The organism is Enterobacter soli (genome assembly GCF_964208575.1).
GTDB classification, from domain to species: Bacteria; Pseudomonadota; Gammaproteobacteria; order Enterobacterales; family Enterobacteriaceae; genus Enterobacter; species Enterobacter soli_A.
The window spans coordinates 37,708-58,788 of the sequence record NZ_CAXOFU010000013.1; the positions used below are offsets into that span (position 1 = coordinate 37,708).

Genomic DNA, 21,081 nt, shown 5'->3' on the forward strand with positions numbered 1-21,081 from the left:
CTTTTCGTTTAATCTATTGAAAATTAATGAGTTATGAGGATTTATTTTGGGGATTTGCCCCCAGAATGGGACATAAAATTGAATACTGGGTGGAAGATCACAAAGTTGCGTGATTATTTTCCAGGTCCGAAACGCATTCCAGAGTAAGGCTTCTCACGGCATTGCACCAGTCGAGATGCTAAATCTCCCACATGTAGCTCCAGCTTGTGGCCATCCGGGTCAAGAAAATAGAAAGATCGCCCTTCGCTTTTGTTGTCTTTCCCGACCGTCACTCCTGCCTGTTTCAGCTTATACAAGAACGGCTCAAAATCCTCTGACGCGATGTTGAATGCGTAGTGGGTATAGTCACTTTCCTGCGGTGCCACGTAATTACGTGATACGTCGTAAGAAAGGCAAATCCAAAGATCGCCACAGGTAAGGTAAGCGCCGGTATCCCACTCAGCATGTAGCTTCAACCCCAGCAAACCGCGCCAGAAGGTCAGGCTACTTTGCAAATTACTGACGGAGAGCGTTAAGTGATTCAGAGATTGAAGCATAGGGATACCTATAAATTATCATGCCTTAACAGGGGAATAATTTATCTCAAAAATAATAAAAATTGAGATAGTTTTAAGTGATGATCTACACTATCTCAAACTCATAAAATTTTGAGATAGCGACATGCCAATCAAAAGACCACCGGTACTTATTCCATTTTCCCAACTCACCGGAGCGGATTTGGAAACCCACCAACATTACAGCCGCGTTACCGACGATAAAGGTCGCTATCTTCCGTTTGACGAATTCTGCCGCCGCACATCCAGCGGGGAAAATGTCTCTATCGCCTGGACGCTTACGCGGCGCGCGCGTGACTCAGCCATGCAACGCATCCATTATCGCAACGAAGCAGTCGATGAGGCTGGCTTTGTCCTTACACCTGACATCATGTCAGTGTGTGAACTGGTGGACAAGCACGCCACAAGGCTGGCGCTCAAAGAACTTACCTCCAGACTCAGGGGGGCAGGAAAAGAGTTAACAACACTAAGTATGGAAGAACCCATCACCTCATCACAGTTGGAAGGCGCTAACACAACTACGCTTGTCGCGCGGGACATGCTGGAAAGTGGCAGAGCCCCCCATACCGAAGATGAACACATGATCGCTGGTAATGCGCGGTTGATGGCCGAAATACCGGAACTTATCCAGGAGCCATTAACACCAGACTTAATCCGTCGCTTCCATGCCGTTGGCATGGATGGAATTAATGACGAGAAATATCGTCCTGGAGAATTCCGCGACACCGATGATGTGGTGATTGCAGATTATGACGGTAACATTGTTCATCAACCGCCAGCCGCCACCGACCTGCAGGTACGTCTGCAAATGGTGTGTGACTTCGTAAACGACACAGAATCCTACGTTCACCCTCTGGTAAAAGCCTGTGTTCTTCACTTCATGATCGCCCATGAACGTCCTTTCCGAGACGGTAATGGGCGAACAAGCCGTGGGCTATTTTACTGGTACATGCTGAAATCAGAGTATGACGTGTTTAAGTACGTCTCTATCAGCCAGCTACTGCATGCAGCCCCGGCCAAATATGCCCACAGCTACCAGTACACTGAAACCGATGGTATAGATCTGACTTACTACCTTGAATATCAGGCCAGTATTATCCATCGGGCTATGACAAGGCTCTTAAAGCATGTAGACAATCTGGTCGCCCGCGCAGCCCGAATTGACCATTTTTTGTATAAATCAGGGAGCTTATCGCGGCTGAGCGGACGGCAAGTCACACTACTCAACATCATTCTGGCGGAGCCTGGTAAGAAATACTCCGCAGCTGGCGTAGCTGAGGCGCTTGGCGTATCGGATAACACTGCGCGTAATGACCTCCGCACCTTAGCGCGTGAAAATCTCTTAACCGAGATATCAGAAAACGACCAGAAAACGGTTTATAAGGTATCTCGGGAACTGAACTAAATCCGGGAGAGTGAATAAATTAACAGCATTATTTTAAACGACATTGGGAGTTATGGCTGGACTAAAGGGATGAAACTGTCCAGTGGGATAATGCAGAGTGTGGGATGAGTCCAGCGCATCAAAGTCTCGTAACTGCTCCTATGAGTATGTTCCCTGAAGACTACTAGCCGTCTTGGGTAGGAATCGAGACTATACACTGACACAGACTCGTAAAGCTTTGTTGCTAGCGAGAAGCTCTTATCAAACGTACAATCGACACCTTAAAATAGCTCTTATCGAAAAAGAATTGCTTTTAACAGGATTTACAGTGAATAAACAACAGCTTGCGGCGAAAATCTGGGAATCTGCCAACCAGATGCGGTCTAAAATTGAAGCCAACGAATACAAAGACTACATACTCGGCTTTATCTTCTACAAGTACCTAAGTGACCAACTGGTGCAGTTTGTCACCAAACAGGGTATGACGCCCGAAGACATCAAAACCCTCAACGAAGAAGACGCCGACACCGTTAAATACGTGCAAGACAATCTAGGCTACTTTATAGCCTACGATAATCTGTTTTCTACATGGATTGATCCAACATCCGAATTTGATGAATCTAACGTACGTGATGCGCTCTCGGCCTTTAGCCGTTTGATTTCGCCAACGTACAAAAAACTGTTTGAAGGCATTTTTACTACCTTAGAAACAGGATTAAGTAAACTGGGTGAAAGTGCTGGCAAACGCACCAAAGCCATCAGCGACTTAATGCACCTGATCAATAGCATTCCCATGACTGGTAATCTAGGGTATGACGTACTGGGCTATATTTACGAATACCTGATTGAAAAATTTGCCGCCAATGCCGGGAAAAAAGCTGGTGAGTTTTACACGCCACATGAAGTTTCTGTACTCATGTCGAACATCATCGCACATGAGTTGAAGCACAAAGATACCATTAAAATTTACGACCCTACTTCTGGCTCAGGTTCATTGCTAATCACTATCGGTGAGGCATTCGAGAAATACGCGAAAAATAAAGACTGCATCACCTATTACGCCCAAGAGTTAAAAGCCAACACGTACAACCTGACCCGTATGAACCTCATCATGCGTGGTATTAAAGCCAGCAACATTAAAACCCGTAATGGTGACACCCTGGAAGACGATTGGCCGTATTTTGATGACAGCGATCCTCAAGGCTCATATTACGCCTTACATGTCGATGCCGTGGTGTCCAACCCTCCTTACTCACAAAACTGGGACCCCAGCTTTAAAGACAGCGATCCGCGCTATTCACGTTTTGGCCTGGCACCTAAAACCAAAGCGGATTTTGCTTTTTTGCTGCACGATCTCTATCACCTAAAGCCCGATGGCATTATGGCTATCGTGCTACCTCATGGTGTCTTGTTCCGTGGTGGTGAAGAAGGTGAAATTCGCAAGCAACTCATTGAACAGAATCATATTGATGCCATTATTGGTTTACCGGCCAATATCTTTTTTGGCACCGGCATTCCTACGGTGATTTTGATACTCAAGCAAAAACGTCAAAGTACCGATGTATTGGTGGTCGATGCCTCCAAACACTTTATGAAAGAAGGCAAAAACAACAAACTGCAAGTCAGTGATATTAAGCGCATTACTGATGCGGTGATTAACCGCGAAAGTATCGACAAGTTCTCGAAACTGGTGAGCAAACAAACCCTACGCGACAATGGTTACAACCTCAACATACCGCGCTATGTGGATTCCTCTGCGACGGCAGAAAGCTGGGATTTACACGCCACCATGCTCGGCGGTATTCCCAATAGGGAAATTGCCGAGTTAGACAACTTTTGGCTGGCCTTCCCTCAATTGCGCAGTACTTTATTTACGCCAAAATCAGCTGCTTACAGTGAGCTTGCAATTGATAAACAGGACGTCAACGACCGCATTAGCGGGCACCTGCAAGTGTTAGAGTTTATCAGCGCCTACAACCAGGCTTTTAATGGCTTTGATGACCACCTAAACACCGAGTTAATACAAAACTGGCAAAGCGTAAAGCGTAACCAGCAAGAAGCAGTATTAAGTGCTGAGCTATTTGCCCGCTTAGCACCTATTGCCTTAATCGACAAATACCAGGCCTACCAATGTCTGAACAACCAATGGCAAATCATCAGCGCTGATTTAGAAATGATGCAAACCGAAGGCTTTGCCGCCACCAAACAAGTTGACCCGAATATTGTCATCAAGAAGAAAGACGGCAAAGACACCGAAGTACAAGACGGCTGGAAAGGCCACATACTGCCCTTTGATTTAGTGCAACAAACTTATTTAAGTCATGACTTAAAAGCTTTGGCAGATAAGGAAACCCGCCTGGCAGAAATCGCTAGCGCTCTGGAAGAAATTTTAGAATCTCTCACCGAAGAAGAAAGAGAACAAGATACGGTCAAAGAAAGCAAAGACGGTTTTGCCAATGCCGAAGTCGGCAAAGCCGCTAAGGCTTTCTTGAAAGAACAAAAAGACAGCAAAATTAAATTTGCCGAAGAAAGCTATGAAGCCAAAATCATTCGCGCGAACAAATTAATCGATGAAGAAAAAAACCTGAAAAAAATGGTCAAAGATGCGACCGCTGCCCTGCACTTGAAAACCAAAACGACCATCGAAACATTAACTGATGAGCAAGTGAACAACCTGCTGCACCTTAAATGGATTGCGCCATTAAGTATGGAGCTGGCTGCCTTGCCAAACGCAGTGATTGGCCAACTTACGAGCCAAGTACAAGCTCTTGCTGATAAATACGCCATCACATATTCGCAAGTCTCCCGTGAGATAAAAATCACCGAGCAAGAACTGGCGGAAATGATGGGCGAGCTCACTGGCAATGAGTTTGATATGCAGGGTTTGGCTGAACTCACCAGCTTATTGAAGGGTGAATAAGATGAGTATGGATAAAAAGGTGCCTGAGATTCGGTTTAATGACTTTGGTGAGGAGTGGAATGGTAGATGTTTGGGAAGCCTCTGCCTCATTGGTGATATAGATCATCGCATGCCTGAATCTAAAACAATGGGCATTCCCTACCTTATGACGGGAGACTTCTGCGGCATTAACGGCCTTGATTTTAAAAATGCCAAGTTAATATCCATTGAGGATTACGAGCTCTTATCAAAAAAAATAAAACCTGAATATGGCGATATATTGTTTGCTCGTTATGCTTCAGTTGGTTCTGTACGTTATGTCGAAACAAAAATTGATTTTCTAATTTCTTACTCCTGTGCAATTATAAAGACAAACAATACCTCTTATGGTAAATTTTTGTTCTATTGCTTTCAGACGGATAATACTCAAAAAAAAATAGAGTTAGATATAAATACTGGTTCCCAAAGAAATATTGGGATCGATTCGTTAAAAAATCTATTCGTATTTTTACCGAAGTCAGAAGAGCAAATCGTTATCGGCAACTACTTCCAAAAGCTCGATAGCCTAATCATTCAGCACCAACAAAAGCATGACAAACTCAGCAATATTAAAAAAAGCATGCTGGACAAAATGTTCCCAAAACAAGGCAAAACTATCCCAGAAATCCGCTTTAAAGGATTTAGTGGGGAGTGGGAGGAGAAGCCGTTTGGAGACTGCTTTGTTAACGTACCGAACAACACGCTTTCTAGAGCCAACTTAAACTACAAAACTGGATTGGCCAAAAATATTCACTACGGCGACGTACTAATTAAACTTGGTGAAATTCTGGATGCAAGTAATGAGATCTTACCATTTATTACTAACGATGACGTGGCCAACAAGCTAAAACATGCCACCTTACGCGATGGTGACGTTATCATTGCTGATGCAGCCGAAGATAGTACTGTTGGAAAATGCACGGAATTATTTAATATAAATGAGCAGTTAGTTCTTTCTGGATTGCACACGATTGCCGTTAGACCTACATTGCCGTTTGCTTCCAAGTATCTTGGTTACTACTTAAATTCATCTTCATACCATGATCAGCTTTTATCATTGATGCAAGGTACAAAAGTATTATCAATATCAAAAACTGCAATACAGAACACAAATGTTGCATTTCCAAAGAGTTCGGAAGAACAAGCCGCAATAGGAAATTACTTCCAGAAACTCGATATGCTAATCAATCAACACCAACAACAAATCACCAAACTCAATAACATCAAGCAGGCTTGCTTGAGCAAAATGTTTGTATAGGGAGTGCACATGATCACCTTCAAAAACGAAGCGCAATTTGAGCAAGCCTTTATTGAAGTACTCACCAACAAGGGCTGGGAACCGGAGATACTCAAAAACAAAACCGAAGCCGATTTGCTACAAAATTGGGCGTCCATTTTGTTTGAAAATAATCGTCAGCGGGATCGCTTAAACGATGTCCCGCTTACCGCGACTGAAATGCAGCAAATTATTGAGCAAATCAAAGAGCTTAAAACCCCGCTCAAGCTGAACGGTTTAATTAATGGTAAAACCGTGGCTATTAAGCGCGATAACCCAGCCGATACCTTGCATATAGGCAAAGAAGTCAGCTTAAAAATATACGATCGCCAGGAAATCGCCGCAGGACAAAGCCGTTATCAAATTGTACAACAGCCAAAATTTGAACGTGGCAGTCCTTTACGTAACGACAGACGAGGTGATGTGCTGCTGCTGATTAACGGTATGCCAGTGATCCATGTCGAGCTAAAGCGCAGCGGTATTCCGGTTAGCCAGGCCGTAAACCAAATTGAAAAGTACAGTACAGAAGGTTTATTTAACGGCCTGTTTTCGCTCATCCAGGTATTTGTGGCCATGGAGCCAAACGAGACCAAATACTTTGCCAACCCCGGACTAGACGGCAAGTTTAACCCCGATTATCAGTTTAACTGGGCCGATTTTAATAACGAACCCATGAACTACTGGAAAGACATCGCCTCTACCTTGCTTTCTATTCCTATGGCGCATCAGTTGATTGGCTTTTATACCGTCGCCGACGATACCGACGGCGTGCTTAAGGTAATGCGCAGTTATCAGTATTACGCCGCCAATGCGATATCAGACAAAGTAGCCAAAACCAACTGGCAACAGCTGGGTAGCGCTAATAACCCTGAGCGTCTCGGGGGTTATGTGTGGCATACTACCGGTTCGGGAAAAACCATGACCAGTTTTAAATCGGCGCAGTTAATTGCCCAATCGAAAGATGCCGATAAAGTGATTTTTTTAATGGACAGGATTGAGCTGGGTACCCAATCTCTGACGGAATATCGCAATTTTGCTAGCGATGGTGAAACCGTTCAAGCTACAGAGAATACTCATGTACTCATTACCAAATTAAAAAGCAGTGCAACTTCCGATACGTTAATTGTTAGCTCCATTCAAAAAATGAGTAATATTTTTGAAGAAGCTGATAATGAGGGAACAGCAACAAATTCAGCTGATATAGAAAAGATCCGAGCTAAGCGCCTGGTATTTATTATTGATGAAGCACACCGCTCGACGATGAGTGGAGGCAAAGAAAATAAGCTAGGCATGTTGGTAAGCATTAAAAAAACGTTCCCTAAGGCACTCTTTTTTGGTTTTACCGGCACGCCAATTCATGATGAAAATAAAATCAATAGCAATACTACCGCTGATGTATTTGGTAACGAGTTACATCGCTATAGCATAGCTGATGGTATACGTGATGGTAACGTTTTGGGCTTTGATCCTTACAAAGTTCCTACCTTTAGAGATAGTGACCTAAGGAAAGAAGTTGCATTAGAACAAGCCAGGGCTGAATCGGTTGCTGATGCGATGGCGGATCCAGCAAAAAAGAAAAAGTTTAATCACTTTTTAAATGACGTACCGATGGCAGGCTATAAAGATGGCACTGGAAAATATCACAAAGGCATTGAAGACTATATACCTAAAAGCCAATATTTAACGGCTACCCACCAGGAAAAAGTCGTCAGTGATATTTTAGATAAATGGGATGTACTCAGCCAAGGCAATAAATTCCACGCGATTTTAGCCACAAATAGCATCGCTGAAGCGATTGACTATTACCGGCGTTTAAAAGCGGCCAAACCTGAGCTAAAAATCTCAGCCTTGTTTGACCCAAATATTGATAACGACGGTAGTGGTGACCGAGGCCCAACCTTTAAAGGCGATGGGCTGGATGAAATTATGAGTGACTACAATAAGCGTTATGGCCACGATTTTGATTTTGCCCGCCACGCCGCTTTTAAAAAAGATCTAGCGGCACGCCTTGCTCATAAAAAACCTTACGAACGCATTCATACCGAGCCTTCAAAACAATTAGATTTATTGATTGTAGTGGATCAAATGCTTACTGGTTTTGATTCTAAATGGCTTAATACTTTGTATTTAGACAAGGTAATTAAATACCAAAATATAATTCAAGCGTTCTCACGTACCAATCGCTTGTTTGGTCCCGACAAACCCCACGGTATCATCCGTTATTACCGCTATCCGCATACAATGGAGCAGCACATTAATGCTGCAGTAAAACTCTATTCCGGCGATAAGCCTATCGGCTTGTTTGTTGATAAGTTAGAAAGCAATCTTAAAGCCATAAATGAATTAGTAGCTGACATTACCGAGCTGTTTGTTACCGCTGGTGTGGAGAATTTTGAAAAACTGCCAGACGATATAGAAGCCTGTGCCCAATTTGCCAAGTTGTTTAATACCTTTAGCCAGCACCTGGAAGCGGCTAAAGTACAAGGCTTCCATTGGGAACAGTCGGTCTATTCCTTTACTGAAAATAATGCAGAACATGAAGTAACGCTGTCTATAGACGAACAAACTTACCTGAGTCTAGTCCTGCGCTATAAAGAATTAACAGCCAAAGGTGAGCACGATGGTGCAGGTGGTGGCGATGTGCCTTTTGATATCAGTGGTTATTTAACTGAAATAGATACCGGCAAAATCGATGCCGACTATATGAATAGCCGATTCGATAAATATTTAAAAGAGCTAAACAAACACCAGGATCCTGCAAGCATTGAATCCACATTAAATGAACTGCACAAGTCGTTTGCAACGCTCACCCAAATTGAGCAAAAATACGCCAAACTCTTCTTGCACGACTTGCAGCGCGGCGATGCGCAGCTAGTTGGAGGCCATACTTTCAGAGACTACATCAACATCTACAAAGATAACGCTGAAAATGCGCAAATAAACGCCGTTGTTAATGCTCTTGGTTTAGATAAAGAACTGCTCATAGCATTAATGGTTGATAGTGTTAATGCGAAAAACCTAAACGATTTTGGTCGCTTCGACGCATTAAAAGAATCGGTAGATAAGGCAAAAGCAAAAATCTATTTTGAAAAACAAGATGGCGTAAGCATACCTTTATTTAAGTTGAATATACGCATTGAACAGTTTTTAAAACAGTTTATTTTTGCACAAAAAAATGATTTTTTAAGTGACACAGATATTGTTGGTGATGTGATTTGATGTGATTCACTCAGCATAAGTCTTGCCACATTTATGCTGAGTGTTCTTATTTCAGAGGTACTGCATCATGAACTCAATAAAATTTATTGGTAATATTCTGGTTAAATCTACCTTTCAGATCTGAACCTACCTTTTTTCCCCTGCAAGTGTCTGATGGTGGATACAGCAACGCCTGTCTATACAAAAACAGGCGTTGCAAATTCATGCAGGCAAATACGTTTTCTTAAGTGGCACCAACAGCTTAGTTTCAATATCCACTTGCTCATAGTTTTCCACTAACGCACGTACCAAATCGTCCAGCGTCCATAGCGTCAACGGGATTGTAGAACGATCGGCCTCATAGCGTGCATCCTTGCTGAATCCACCGGTGCTGACATACAGCCCGCGATCGTCTTTATGACGGCCACCGATAAAGCTACGGATTTGCTGGCTGCTCATCTGTTCCCGTCGGTGCTTCACCTCAACTATAATACGCGGATTTTCGAAGCCAAAACCGTCAGGGGAAGCAATGATATCTTTCCCACGGTCAGCACCAGCAGGCGATACCTGGGTTTTATATCCCATGCTGCGTAACACGCCTGCGACCAGATTCTGCATCTCATCCCAGTCGAGACGGTTGATACGATCCTTGATGCCTTCAAAAGCGATCATTTCCATGTCGCGCAGAGGATTAGAAACAACCTCATCCTCTTCACCTGAAACAGGTACTTCCGGCACGACATCTGAGACAGGCTTTTTGCCCTGCACTAATTCATTCACAGCAAAATCAGGCACCTGAAAAACCGTCAGCGTTGAGCCAAGGGTGTTTCTGGTTGCATCACTCAGACTATCGCGCTTAATCTCTTCCGCGTTCCACTTCACTTTACGTGCAATGCCCATGCCATCTTCAAGCCACTCGGCATGAAACTCAAAATCTGAGGCGATTTTCCCTATCAAATAAGTCCGATTAGAAGGTGAATAAGTGATAGCCCAGTCACCTTTCTGCATCTCATTCACAAAGCGCCAGACCTGGGAAGCACCGGAACGAACTGTGCCTGGCTTAGTCTGTGGCTCAAGCTCCTGATACCGGGTAAACAACTGCTCTCTTGAGCATCCCGGTTTCACATAGGGAGCGAGCTGCGACCAGCCGATTGCAACAACCTGTTTGTCCCTGAAGTCATCATACAATTTTCCGCCATCGCCGCGGATCATCCACATTTTAGTCGCCACAATAATTCCTTCTGAAAATGCCTCACCGTACGGGCAGAAACTGTCTACCAGGATATGGTCATTCCATTCAGCCATCTTACGCTGGAAAACAGTCGATAAGATGGCCAATCAAATTCCTACCCTAAACCTGACGCCTCTCAAGGCTATTATAAATTGCCTCAATCTCGCCCTTCAGGTTATCACCGCAATAAACCATTGATGTATCGTATCGTTCATATCGCGCTTCACGTGTCGCGCTAAACCAGTTGAACGATCCCACGCACAGCAAACCATCATCCCCAATAACAATTTTGCTATGAACACGATTGACCAGTTTTGTCGCAATACCAAGGGCGTTCAGTTTCTCCAGCGCCGCTTTGAGGTTCTGCTGTTTCTCTTTTCGCTTCTCAAAATCACTATGTTCAGTGTTGTAGCTTCTGTCAGTGATAATCGTGACATTAATACCACGTGAACACGCCGCAATCATAGAATCAAGAAAACCGGTTTGCTCCAGTTTTTGCCAGGTTAGCCATGGAGAAACTATCGTGATGTGTTTACCGGTATTTTCAAACGTCTGATTCAGGAAATTATCATGCTGCTCCACACCATGGAGTGTATAGATTTTGGTCTCGGAAGTTTTTAAATCCTTACGCTCTTTATAATCAAAAGTGAGCGCATTCTTCTCTGACTCAAAGAGATATTTTGCCAGTATTCCCCGCGGAGATGAGGCTGGCTGAATCTCAAACAGGTCCATATCGCCGAAGACCAGGAAACTGTCCTTCGCACGGGAAACAGCAACGTTCAGCATGCTGTTATCGCTATCAATAAACCCGCCGTCTTCATGCTTTGAATAGACTGGCGAGAATATCACAATCGCTCTTTCCGCTCCTTGAAGAGAGTGCACGGTGCCCACCGTGAGCGACGTTTCATTCGCGCCAGTGCTGATACCTTGTTTACCCAGCGCCTGTTTGATGGTCGATACCTGCGCGCTAAAAGGCGTCACGATACCGACAACCTCATGAAGCGATTTGCCGTAATGTGCTTCAATATCCTGCTGGTTATCTGTCAGCCAGGCAGCTATCGTTTCAGCCTCCAGCAAATTATATCGACTTCCGCTACTTGCCAGCTCGCCTTTACCATCAATATGGAGATAACCCATTGCGGGCATTAAATTGCTCTCTTCACACCCTCTTTTAGGCAACAACTTACCGTGATAGCAGAGCGTATTGCAGTATCCAATAATATTATCGAAGCACCGGCGGTGTTCATATAAGTACATTCCACGAGCCAGTTCGGGATCATATTGATAGCGTGAGGCACACTGCGCTATTTTCATGACGCTGCCAGATGCGGCGCTTTTACCAAGCTCTGCGATTGCCGTATATTTCTCAGTAATCTCTTCTTGCGTACTGCCTGACAGAATTTTTTCCGCCAGCATGTTACCTATATCAATAGCGGGAGCAATACTCCATATTGGCGGGATCTGTTCCGTATCACCAATTACTAATGCCTTTTTAGCCAAGGCAAACGAGGCAGCAGCCACTTCAGGAAGCACCTGCCCGGCTTCATCGACAATGAGTAAATCGGCAAAATCATATAAATAACTTTTCTCGAATTTACGCTGACCTTTGTGTTCGCTTATCTGCATATTGCCGGGCAGCATATAGCAGGTCATGACTACGCATGGAGTAAGTTTCATTCGGCGTTGCCAGCGAGCAGTTACCCCTTTAGCACCTTTCTTGCCCTTCTCTTTCTGCAGATCATCGATCTTCGCCATATCCATTAGCCAACGACCTTCCCAGTAGTGGGTCGTCAGTAAGAATGCAGGGAAACGAATCTGCGTATCAGCCAGTTCATCTGCCTGTGAGAAGCTCAATTCCTTGTCGCTCTCATGCCCTAAATCAAGTGCCAGCCTCTGCCATTCCTGAGCCGCCTGCTGTTCTTTAAGAACAATTTCATGGGCGGAGTCAATCTGCTGCCGGTATGTTGTTTGCTCACGCTCAGCGGAGTTGAGAAGTCCATTAATATTACGTTCAATGGTTTCAGGATCAGACCACTGATTCCCCGCAATCAGCTCACCTAATTTATCTTCGAGATACAATTGTATTTGGTACTGCCGCTTACTGCGAACCGCTGGTAGCCAGGAAAATAATGAATAGATCAGTGATTCACCGGCGCGATATTTTTTCCATTCCGCTTTAGCACTCTTTAGTTGAGTGACTTTTTTTTCTTGCCCGGAGAGTAATTTATTTAGATTAGCGAGATATTGCTCAATGTCATTAGCAATAAGCTCACGCGCAGCCCGAACCTGGCTTAACGTTTGCCATGCTGCGTTCAGCCTTACCAGTTGTTCGTATTTTGCTGCCAACTGACCATGCAGGAGTTCAATGACCTTTTCAGGGGATGAACAATCTTTTTCAGGGAAGGCTGCCTTAGCTTTATCCAGATAAAACAGCAGTGCATCCTCTACATACTCTTTTGACTCAACCTGGTTGAAGAAATCTTCAGTTTGGTATTTTTTGGCTGCCTCGGCTTTACGAGTGCTTGAGGGAAAATAAGCGCCGAAGCTTTTCAGCTCTGGCAACCATCGTCCGGCCATTGCACCAGTACCCTGGGAAAAGTCTTTCCCGAACGCCTCGATAATGTTCGTTACAGCCTGGTTATTTGTTGAAGTCGCGATAATAACCGGAGGTTCCGCTTTTTCGAGAGCCGCTCTGGCCCACTGCGTGGCGATGATAGAAAGCACCAGCGTGGTTTTCCCGGTTCCCGGAGGGCCGTTAACGGCAAGGATATCGCCATGCCTGGCATCAAGAAAATGGCTTAAGGCATCGCGCTGAGCCTTTGCCAGCGGAAACTTATCCCCGGAGTGTCCAAGTCTGTCGCTGAATTTTGCTTCCGGAGGAAGTAATGACTCTGCAGCATGAACCTCTCGCGAGGCGAAGCGATTGAAGAGCGGCACATCCTTTTTGCAAACAAGCAGGTGATCATAAAGCGAAAGGATATGGAAACTGGCACCGCCAGATTGCGCCGTTTTCACCATATAACCATGTTCAGCGAGTTCATATTGCTCGGGATTTTTTATCCAGTCGCCGACAACGTTCTTCAGCAGCCTTTCTGAATCATCCAGATATTGACGCCACTCCTGTTGCCAGGCTGCATATCGTGCTTCTCGTTCTTCATCCGTTTCAGCAGTCTTATCAACGCTGTCATCTACGTTGATAGAGAATGAGGTATGTGTCGTTTTATATTTGTCATACTGCTCAATCTCACCAATCGAAAATGCCCCTTTTGGCAAAGGTTCAAGCAGGTCTCTGGGAATGGAGGTCGCTGGCGTCGGATATAAAAAACCTTCACGGCTCAACAGGGCGGGCGTCACTATCGGGGTAACAATATCAGGCGCGCCAGCGGAACGATCCTTTCCATGCTGCAGTAACCGGAAATAAACCTTTGGCCGCAAGATGACATCGACTGTTTCGACGTCGTCTTTTTCTCCTTCAAAAAATTTACCGACCATCGCTTCGTCAAGACGTCCCATCGCTATCTCATGCCAGTGAGTGAAATTTTTGACGTCTTTCCGTTCAAAACTGCCCTTTCCTGACTCAGTATCTGCAAGCGAGTTGCGCCAGTATGAGGCAAACCCTAAAGCATTTTCATCCATTACCAGTCCTATGACTCAATAAAATCCATTGATTTATCGAATATAAAATCACCGTATGGATAACTATTGTCCACGTTGAAACGCTGGCTGCAATGTTTTGTTCACGCTTCGATACAAATACTCAGGTTATACGGAGTTCAGAAAACGACCATATCCTGCTGCATGGCACATAAAAGCTTTATAACAGAAGCAGCAGAGGGTTACCGATTGCACAGCACGCTCCAGAAGCCAGTGAGCCCTACTGGCAGCGTTCAATGCAATATTGGAACCTGTAAGTTCAGAAAATAGCGCTGTCGAAGATGGTTCTGTATGTAGGCTCTCCAGCTATTGTTTTGTCCGATGCTTGCGAATAAAAGCATTCAAAATGTCGCCTTCACCATGCATGACAGAAAAAGAATATTCACATTCTTTCTTTATCAAGATTCCACATAATTCCTTGTGCAAATCTACATTAACACCCTTTCCTTTCTGCGCTTTCTTCACACCGAGCTCACATGAACTGATTAATTCAACGTTACAGGGTTTCTTCAAACAATTCACACCATCAATAAAGCCCTGGAGAATGCATCTATTTGCGGTCGTATCACTGTAGGAGAAGGTCAGATATTTTATTTTCCCTTCGCATTCCAGCACAACTTCCGCCGAACCTTCACGTGTTGCAGCATCACAACTTCCTGTTGAATATATTTTTACCATCTTCATTTTATACCTTTCCCCTTATCAAACGAATCATGACATCCTATATCAAAGGCATTCTCGTCAAAACTTAACTATCTCAGTAAATTCTCCCGATGCCATTCCAGATAACAATACGATTCAACAGAAAATGCCTTTATTTTCTCTGGCAACAAAAGCTGCTCTTTAACACTAATATCCAGCTCATTGCTAATTAATAAGCGCCCATCGTTCTCAAACGAAATCCATCCCTGATCGAATAGGATATCAATGTGTGCAGCCAGTATAATTCCATTATAAGGATCAAGGCGTTCGTTCCCATTCTCGCAGGCAGCCCACGGTTTTATATGGCTGGCACGGAGTAACGGCGCAAACGTCGTTCCCGTAACAGGGCATGCCGGATACAGCATGAGACAATTTTTTCGAAAGGTCCCCTGCCCCAGCCGCGCCGCAATCAACTGCTCGCGTACGGTATCTTCAATACTTTTATCCTGCTGAATAGCCAGACAATCACGTTGTGCCTGCTCCTCTCCATCAGAAGATATTAACGAAAGAACGCGCTGCTCAATCGCACTCTCTGAAAGCAGACTCAATCGCTGATGCACTCGCTGCGCTGAATGAGAAAGCGCAGCAGGAGCGCCCTGCTCGTCACGCCAGCCAACACGCGCATCAGTAAGCCACGAGTCAAAGCGATCACGACTATTTCTCAGACTATTGTGAAACTCGCTGGCGGTTTTGCCCGCGCCAAAACGGGGATAAAACAAGGCAAAAGCCTCTTTCCATTTCTGAACACCCAGTCCTACGGGTGGTTGAGATTTACCGTACTTCGACAAATACCACGCCACTTCAAGCAAATCGTCTTCCGAGCTATTCAATGTTACATCCTGTTTTTCCAGCGTAATTAATCACCAGATTATGTCTGAAAAGATCGTTAACTAAACTGATCAGGTTAGTTGTTTTAGCAAAAACATCTCACACCGGTTTTCACCATCAACAAGCAGAACACGCAACCAACAACACAAAAAGGAACACGCCATGCCCCCGCGCAAAATCCGCCAGGAGTGGCTGACGCTGGATGAGGCCGTAGAAGTCATCCGGCAGCACAACATCACGTTGCTGCCCGCGGACCTGATCCACCATACCCTGCACGGCGATCTGCCACTCTCGGTCTAGTTCCCTTCTCCCGTACTTCTGAGACCACTCAATCCCCCTTGCCGCTTTGCCTGCCGATTCAGCAAGCCTCCCTTTCCGCCTTAGCAGTGCAACAAACCCGGCAACCGCAAAGTGATGGCGACCTCTCCGCCGTTCAGACGCGACCCAACTCTGCAACTGACCACCAGCCATCTGTGGAATTTGCCGTTAATTGGCCTTGAGCGCCTACTGCTCCACCAGCAACTGGCGAAAACGTTGAATCGTCCTTGCCCCAAAGATACCCATTGCTGCAACCAGATTGGCATCGTGGTCGGCGATGAAAACGACAGCTACCACCAACTCTGTTGCCGCAAATTGTTGCGGGAGCTTTTACTGGAACTGCTCGCCACGCAAAACAACCTTCAGGAAGAGCTACATCTGCTGATTGGCCAGTTATATGGTAATGGTCGCAATGACCTTAAATCCCGGCTCAGTCTGTCCGTCTGCTACCTGCAGGATACATTGCCTCCTGACGCACTATTCGTCATCCGCCGCACTCATCTCGAGGCCTTCCTGACCCGTCATCAGCCGGAATCAAAGGAACGAATCACCACAGCACTATCTCGTTTGCTGTGGCTGGCCTGCAAGCACAACCCGCAACTGGACGATGAAATGCTGGAGCATCCTTACAAACTGCTGAACATTTTCGAATGCTGGGCGCGTGAGGAAGGTATGCACCTGCCGCTGAGCCCCGAGACGTTGAAAACCGCACTCCAGCGCGGCGCACCGCCGTAACGCGATCAACTAACCCTTTCAACTAACAACTCTCACTAACCCAGATAAGGATTTTTACTGCCTGGCAGGGACGCTGCTGCTTTGATAACCACGCCCATCGTGCTGATGTGAACGAATCTGGACACAGGAGGAATGGTTATGAATAGCGACAGATTTTTACGCTTACGCCAGGTGGAAGACAAAATCGGCTTCGGTAAATCGTGGATTTACCGGCAAATACAGCTGCAACAGTTTCCGCCGTCCATCCGGCTCAACATCCGCCACGTCGCCTGGCTGGAAAGCGAGGTGGACGCGTGGATCCACCAGCGCATCCGCCTCACACGCGATGTCTGAATGCCGGAGGAAGATTATGTGCGCTTCACACCTGCTCAACCGCTGGCTTCACGGTGCCAGCAATACCGGAGAACAGGAGATGGTCCAGGTCAGCCAGTCGCAAATGAGCCGGATGTTACTGATACTGTCCTGCATCCCTAACGCGCCAAACGGCGTCCTTACCCGAAAGGTGCTCTCCATCCTGATTTTACTTTCTGTTTTTTCCGCCGGATTATTGCCGTATAAAATAAGCCTTCTTATTATCCGCTTACTTTTCACTTTATATTGCAAAAGAAATGAGAGGACATGGGACTAACGCCATACGTTTCTCTTTGTTTACAGAGCGAAATTTTAGATACTACAGTCTGGATCTGCTGGAGTTAAAATGAATATCAAGACCTTTACAGTCAGATATGGACGAATTTGGACGGAAATAGACACAAAAAAAGCCACCCTTAGGTAGCTAATTATTGCATCACTTGGTGCCGAAGGCCGGACTCGAACCGGCACGTATTTCTACGGTTGATTTTGAATCAACTGCGTCTACCGATTTCGCCACTTCGGCACTGAAGGGGATGCGGAAACGTTGTGGATTATACCTGTCGCGCGCCGCCATGCAAGCGACGACGCGCTAAACCTTCGCTAAGTGCCCAAAAAATCAGCGCATCCGTCAGTCCAGCTCGGATACCGCCAGTCGGATGACGCCAGCCGCCTGATGTTCAGGCAGTTTAAGCACTTTCGCCCACATATCCTGCACCATATCGCAGGAAAGTTTCTCTTTCCCAACCGCTTTATCCGGCATTTGCAGCAGTTGGATGTCCTCGCCATATTTATCCGCAAGGGACTTCATGATCGGACGGACGTCCGCCACGGCGGCCTCGCGCTCGGCGGGCGTCACGGTGTGGCGGTTTTTGCCGAAGGCCGCGCGCATCATGTCGGCATCGGCCTGCATTCGGCGCTGCATCATCTGTTTATCCAGCACGCGCATCGGGTTCACGCCGCCCTTCACGCCGGGATATAAAAAGCGGAAGCAGGCGTCGTCGCTCACCTTCTGAATGGCGGCGGTCTGCTCCATGTTGGCCTTCATATAATCCACCACGTAGGGGTCCGGCGCGGTTTGCAGGCGCGACATCTGCAGATTGAGGATCTGCGGCTGTATCACGTCGATGATGTGCTGCTCGGAATCACCGGCCTTTTGCATGGCGACGATCTGATCGCGGATGCGCTGTTGCAGGGCGGGGTCTTGCTCTTTAAGCACCTGCCAGGCGGGCATCGCGTTTAACGTCGTATCAAGCTGCTGGGCGGGGTTTTGCTGCAGGCGCTGCTTATCGAAATACACCCAGAACGCCACGACGGCGGCCAGGACTACCACAACGACAATACGGATCCACGTTTTATTCATTTCGCATCCTTATCCTTTAGCTATGCCGGTTTACACCGGCACGCCGCTGTGGAAGCGAAATTCGTTATCCGGTGTTGAGATAAGTGTGGCTTCAATTTCGCCAAAATGCTTTATCCGGGAAGAGATATCGTTGTCGCTGACCTTTTGGGCAAGTGCCAGATAGTCCTGATAATGTCGCGCTTCCGAGCGCAGCAGCGACAGATAGAACTTCTGCAACTCCTCATCGAGGAACGGGGCGAGCGCGGCGAAACGCTCGCAGGAGCGGGCCTCGATGTACGCGCCGCAGATCAGCTTGTCGATCAGCGTCAGCGGTTCGTGAGTGCGCACTTCCTTCAGCATCCCTTTGGCGTAGCGGCTAGCGGTGATTTTGACGTAAGGAATGTTGCGCGCCAGCATCGCCTCGCGCACCTGCCAGAAGTGGTGCAGCTCCTCTTTTATCAGCAGCACCATGCTGTCGATGAGCGCCTGGCCCCACGGATCGTCGGTTTTGGGCATGACGCTTTTGCCAATCTGCCTGTGCAGGGCGATGAAGTCCGGCTCCGGGCCATCGCGGAAGGTGAACTGTTCGTAGGGCTTGAGCCAGTCGAGCAGCGCGTCGGCACCGCTTTCATCGGCGACGTATTTACGCACCAGCAGGAGCGCGGTCTGCGCGGCTTTGAGCTCGCACACCATGTGGTCGGTGAGCAGCAGCGGCAGGTTGGCCGGGTCGCGGGCTTTATCAATCCATGCTTGCGGGGTCGGGCACTGGAGGAAATCTAAAACAGGGGCGAGTATCTGCGGGTAATCCATGTTTAAGCCTTGAAAGCGGCAGCCGGAGCTGCCGCTAAGTACGATTAGTGACGCACGCCGTCATCGTCTTCGTCGATGTAATCTTCGTCGTCTTCGTCGCCGTCTTCACCGTTCGGATCTTCGAAGTAGGTTCCCCAGCCGTCGTATTCCACTTCGAACTTCTCGGCCAGGTTCATCAGCTGTTCTACCTGCGCGTCGATAAGTTCCGCTTTCAGGGCACCTTCGCTCAGGATATCGCAGCAGATGACGGTGTCGCCCTCTTCCACTTCCAGCTCTTCTGGCTCGGTCACTTCGTAACCCAGCTTGAAGGCTTCAACCGCCAGCTTTTCCAGCGCTTCGAAATCGTCGGCAGAGAAATGGTGCTCGATGGTGTACAGCGCGTCCGGATCGCTGCCGTCTTCAAGCAGTTCCTCAATAATCAAACGCGTTTCTTCGCGTTGCTCTTCCAGTAGTTCCGGGTTTGCCATGGCTCATTCCTCTTTAAAGTGCGGCAGATACTTCTATTTTCACACACGGATGTGTTTGCCTCCACCTTTGTAAGAAAGATTTGTGAAACAGGGTTGCAAATGAATAATTACACATATAAAGTGAATTTTAATTCAATAAGTGGCGTTAGCCATGCGAGGATAAAATGTCCAGTCTGTACAAGAAACACTTTCTGAAATTGCTCGATTTTACCCCTGCACAGTTCACCTCTCTGCTGACCCTTGCCGCACAGCTCAAAGCTGATAAGAAAAATGGCAAGGAAGTACAAAAGCTTACCGGCAAAAACATCGCGCTCATCTTCGAAAAAGACTCAACCCGCACACGATGCTCTTTCGAAGTTGCCGCATTTGACCAGGGCGCACGCGTTACCTATTTGGGGCCGAGCGGCAGCCAGATTGGGCATAAAGAATCAATTAAAGACACCGCACGCGTGCTGGGACGTATGTACGACGGCATTCAGTATCGCGGTCACGGGCAGGAAGTGGTTGAAACCCTGGCGCAGTACGCGGGCGTGCCGGTGTGGAACGGGCTGACCAACGAGTTCCACCCGACGCAGCTGCTGGCCGACCTGCTGACCATGCAGGAGCACCTGCCGGGCAAAGCGTTTAACGAGATGACGCTGGTGTATGCGGGCGATGCGCGCAACAACATGGGCAACTCGATGCTGGAAGCGGCGGCGCTGACCGGGCTGGATCTGCGCCTGGTGGCACCGAAGGCCTGCTGGCCGGAGGAGAGCCTGGTGGCGGAGTGCAGCGCGCTGGCGCAGAAGAATGGCGGGAAGATAACCCTGACGGAAGATGTGGCGGCGGGCGTGAAGGGCGCTGACTTCATCTATACCGACGTGTGGGTGTCGATGGGCGAGGCCAAAGAGAAGTGGGCCGAGCGTATCGCGCTGCTGCGCGGGTATCAGGTTAACGCGCAGATGATGGCGCTGACGGGTAATCCGGACGTGAAGTTCCTGCACTGTCTGCCCGCGTTCCACGACGATCAGACCACGCTCGGCAAGCAGATGGCGAAGGAGTTTGATCTGCACGGCGGGATGGAAGTGACGGACGAGGTGTTTGAGTCGGCGGCGAGCATCGTGTTTGACCAGGCGGAAAACCGGATGCATACGATTAAGGCGGTGATGGTGGCGACGCTTGGGGAGTGATTGAGTCCTCTGCGGTCTGGTGCCCTCACCCCGGCCCTCTCCCACGGGGAGAGGGAGCAAACATTAAAAAACGACAACCTTGTTGTCGTTTTGCTTTTACCTCCATTTCATTGATTTTTCACCC

The 21,081-nt window shown here is 47.1% G+C and carries 18 protein-coding genes and 1 tRNA gene; 9 read left to right on the plus strand and 10 right to left on the minus strand.

What is annotated here, in order from left to right; translation table 11 throughout:
• Window positions 1–113: 113 nt before the first annotated feature.
• Complete coding sequence (locus AB6V08_RS14435; RefSeq protein ID WP_368543546.1) at window positions 114–536, minus strand: FosA family fosfomycin resistance glutathione transferase; 423 nt, start codon at window positions 534–536, stop codon at window positions 114–116.
• A 124-nt stretch (window positions 537–660) separates the two neighbouring features.
• Between AB6V08_RS14435 and AB6V08_RS14440 the strand changes: the two genes are divergently transcribed.
• From AB6V08_RS14440 to AB6V08_RS14455, 4 genes are all read left to right on the plus strand, one after another.
• Window positions 661–1,959: a Fic family protein gene (locus AB6V08_RS14440; RefSeq protein WP_368543547.1), complete on the plus strand. Its 1,299-nt coding sequence runs from the start codon at window positions 661–663 to the stop codon at window positions 1,957–1,959.
• Between the two features lie 307 nt (window positions 1,960–2,266).
• Window positions 2,267–4,858, plus strand: coding sequence for a type I restriction-modification system subunit M (locus AB6V08_RS14445; RefSeq protein WP_368543548.1), 2,592 nt, complete (start codon window positions 2,267–2,269; stop codon window positions 4,856–4,858).
• A gap of 1 nt (window position 4,859) precedes the next feature.
• Window positions 4,860–6,134, plus strand: a complete 1,275-nt coding sequence (locus AB6V08_RS14450) for a restriction endonuclease subunit S (RefSeq protein WP_368543549.1) — start codon at window positions 4,860–4,862, stop codon at window positions 6,132–6,134.
• A 9-nt stretch (window positions 6,135–6,143) separates the two neighbouring features.
• Window positions 6,144–9,371 carry a type I restriction endonuclease subunit R gene (locus tag AB6V08_RS14455; protein ID WP_368543550.1) on the plus strand — a complete coding sequence of 1,076 codons (3,228 nt, stop codon included), beginning with the start codon at window positions 6,144–6,146 and terminating at the stop codon, window positions 9,369–9,371.
• A gap of 201 nt (window positions 9,372–9,572) precedes the next feature.
• Here the strand turns inward: AB6V08_RS14455 and AB6V08_RS14460 are convergent, their stop codons facing one another.
• The 4 genes from AB6V08_RS14460 to AB6V08_RS14475 all read right to left on the minus strand — a co-directional run bounded on the left by AB6V08_RS14460 (window position 9,573) and on the right by AB6V08_RS14475 (window position 15,767).
• On the minus strand, window positions 9,573–10,562 hold the full coding sequence (locus tag AB6V08_RS14460) for a restriction endonuclease (RefSeq protein WP_077905616.1): 990 nt from the start codon (window positions 10,560–10,562) through the stop codon (window positions 9,573–9,575).
• A 139-nt stretch (window positions 10,563–10,701) separates the two neighbouring features.
• Complete coding sequence (locus tag AB6V08_RS14465) at window positions 10,702–14,217, minus strand: AAA domain-containing protein (protein WP_368543551.1); 3,516 nt, start codon at window positions 14,215–14,217, stop codon at window positions 10,702–10,704.
• 324 nt (window positions 14,218–14,541) lie between these two features.
• On the minus strand, window positions 14,542–14,919 hold the full coding sequence (locus AB6V08_RS14470; protein ID WP_032724090.1) for a hypothetical protein: 378 nt from the start codon (window positions 14,917–14,919) through the stop codon (window positions 14,542–14,544).
• Between the two features lie 68 nt (window positions 14,920–14,987).
• Window positions 14,988–15,767 (minus strand): HNH endonuclease, encoded by a 780-nt coding sequence (locus tag AB6V08_RS14475; RefSeq protein ID WP_368543552.1) that lies wholly within the window; start codon window positions 15,765–15,767, stop codon window positions 14,988–14,990.
• A gap of 160 nt (window positions 15,768–15,927) precedes the next feature.
• On the opposite strand from AB6V08_RS14475, the gene AB6V08_RS14480 reads away from it, so the two are divergent.
• The 3 genes from AB6V08_RS14480 (at window position 15,928) to AB6V08_RS14490 (ending at window position 17,151) form a co-directional block, all read left to right on the plus strand.
• Complete coding sequence (locus AB6V08_RS14480) at window positions 15,928–16,065, plus strand: hypothetical protein (protein ID WP_368543553.1); 138 nt, start codon at window positions 15,928–15,930, stop codon at window positions 16,063–16,065.
• A gap of 114 nt (window positions 16,066–16,179) precedes the next feature.
• Window positions 16,180–16,818, plus strand: coding sequence for a hypothetical protein (locus tag AB6V08_RS14485; RefSeq protein ID WP_368543554.1), 639 nt, complete (start codon window positions 16,180–16,182; stop codon window positions 16,816–16,818).
• Window positions 16,819–16,956: 138 nt separating this feature from the next.
• Entirely contained in the window at window positions 16,957–17,151 is a 195-nt protein-coding gene (locus AB6V08_RS14490) for a helix-turn-helix transcriptional regulator (RefSeq protein ID WP_368543555.1), read from the plus strand.
• 48 nt (window positions 17,152–17,199) lie between these two features.
• Here the strand turns inward: AB6V08_RS14490 and AB6V08_RS14495 are convergent, their stop codons facing one another.
• The 5 genes from AB6V08_RS14495 to rraB all read right to left on the minus strand — a co-directional run bounded on the left by AB6V08_RS14495 (window position 17,200) and on the right by rraB (window position 19,788).
• The gene (locus tag AB6V08_RS14495) at window positions 17,200–17,331 is read right to left on the minus strand and encodes a hypothetical protein (protein ID WP_368543556.1); all 132 of its coding nucleotides are present in this window, start codon (window positions 17,329–17,331) and stop codon (window positions 17,200–17,202) included.
• Window positions 17,332–17,610: 279 nt separating this feature from the next.
• Window positions 17,611–17,695: transfer RNA gene (locus tag AB6V08_RS14500), tRNA-Leu, on the minus strand.
• Window positions 17,696–17,800: 105 nt separating this feature from the next.
• Window positions 17,801–18,532 carry a topoisomerase II gene (locus AB6V08_RS14505; RefSeq protein WP_368543557.1) on the minus strand — a complete coding sequence of 244 codons (732 nt, stop codon included), beginning with the start codon at window positions 18,530–18,532 and terminating at the stop codon, window positions 17,801–17,803.
• Between the two features lie 30 nt (window positions 18,533–18,562).
• Complete coding sequence (miaE, locus tag AB6V08_RS14510) at window positions 18,563–19,321, minus strand: tRNA isopentenyl-2-thiomethyl-A-37 hydroxylase MiaE (protein ID WP_368543558.1); 759 nt, start codon at window positions 19,319–19,321, stop codon at window positions 18,563–18,565.
• Between the two features lie 44 nt (window positions 19,322–19,365).
• The gene (rraB, locus tag AB6V08_RS14515) at window positions 19,366–19,788 is read right to left on the minus strand and encodes a ribonuclease E inhibitor RraB (protein ID WP_014068697.1); all 423 of its coding nucleotides are present in this window, start codon (window positions 19,786–19,788) and stop codon (window positions 19,366–19,368) included.
• Window positions 19,789–19,887: 99 nt separating this feature from the next.
• On the opposite strand from rraB, the gene argL reads away from it, so the two are divergent.
• Together argL and argF are read left to right on the plus strand one after the other, a co-directional pair.
• Entirely contained in the window at window positions 19,888–19,983 is a 96-nt protein-coding gene (gene argL / locus AB6V08_RS14520) for a putative translational regulatory protein ArgL (RefSeq protein WP_368543559.1), read from the plus strand.
• Window positions 19,953–20,957, plus strand: a complete 1,005-nt coding sequence (argF, locus tag AB6V08_RS14525; RefSeq protein WP_368543560.1) for an ornithine carbamoyltransferase — start codon at window positions 19,953–19,955, stop codon at window positions 20,955–20,957. The genes argL and argF overlap by 31 nt, the downstream gene beginning before the upstream one ends.
• Window positions 20,958–21,081 lie beyond the last annotated feature (124 nt).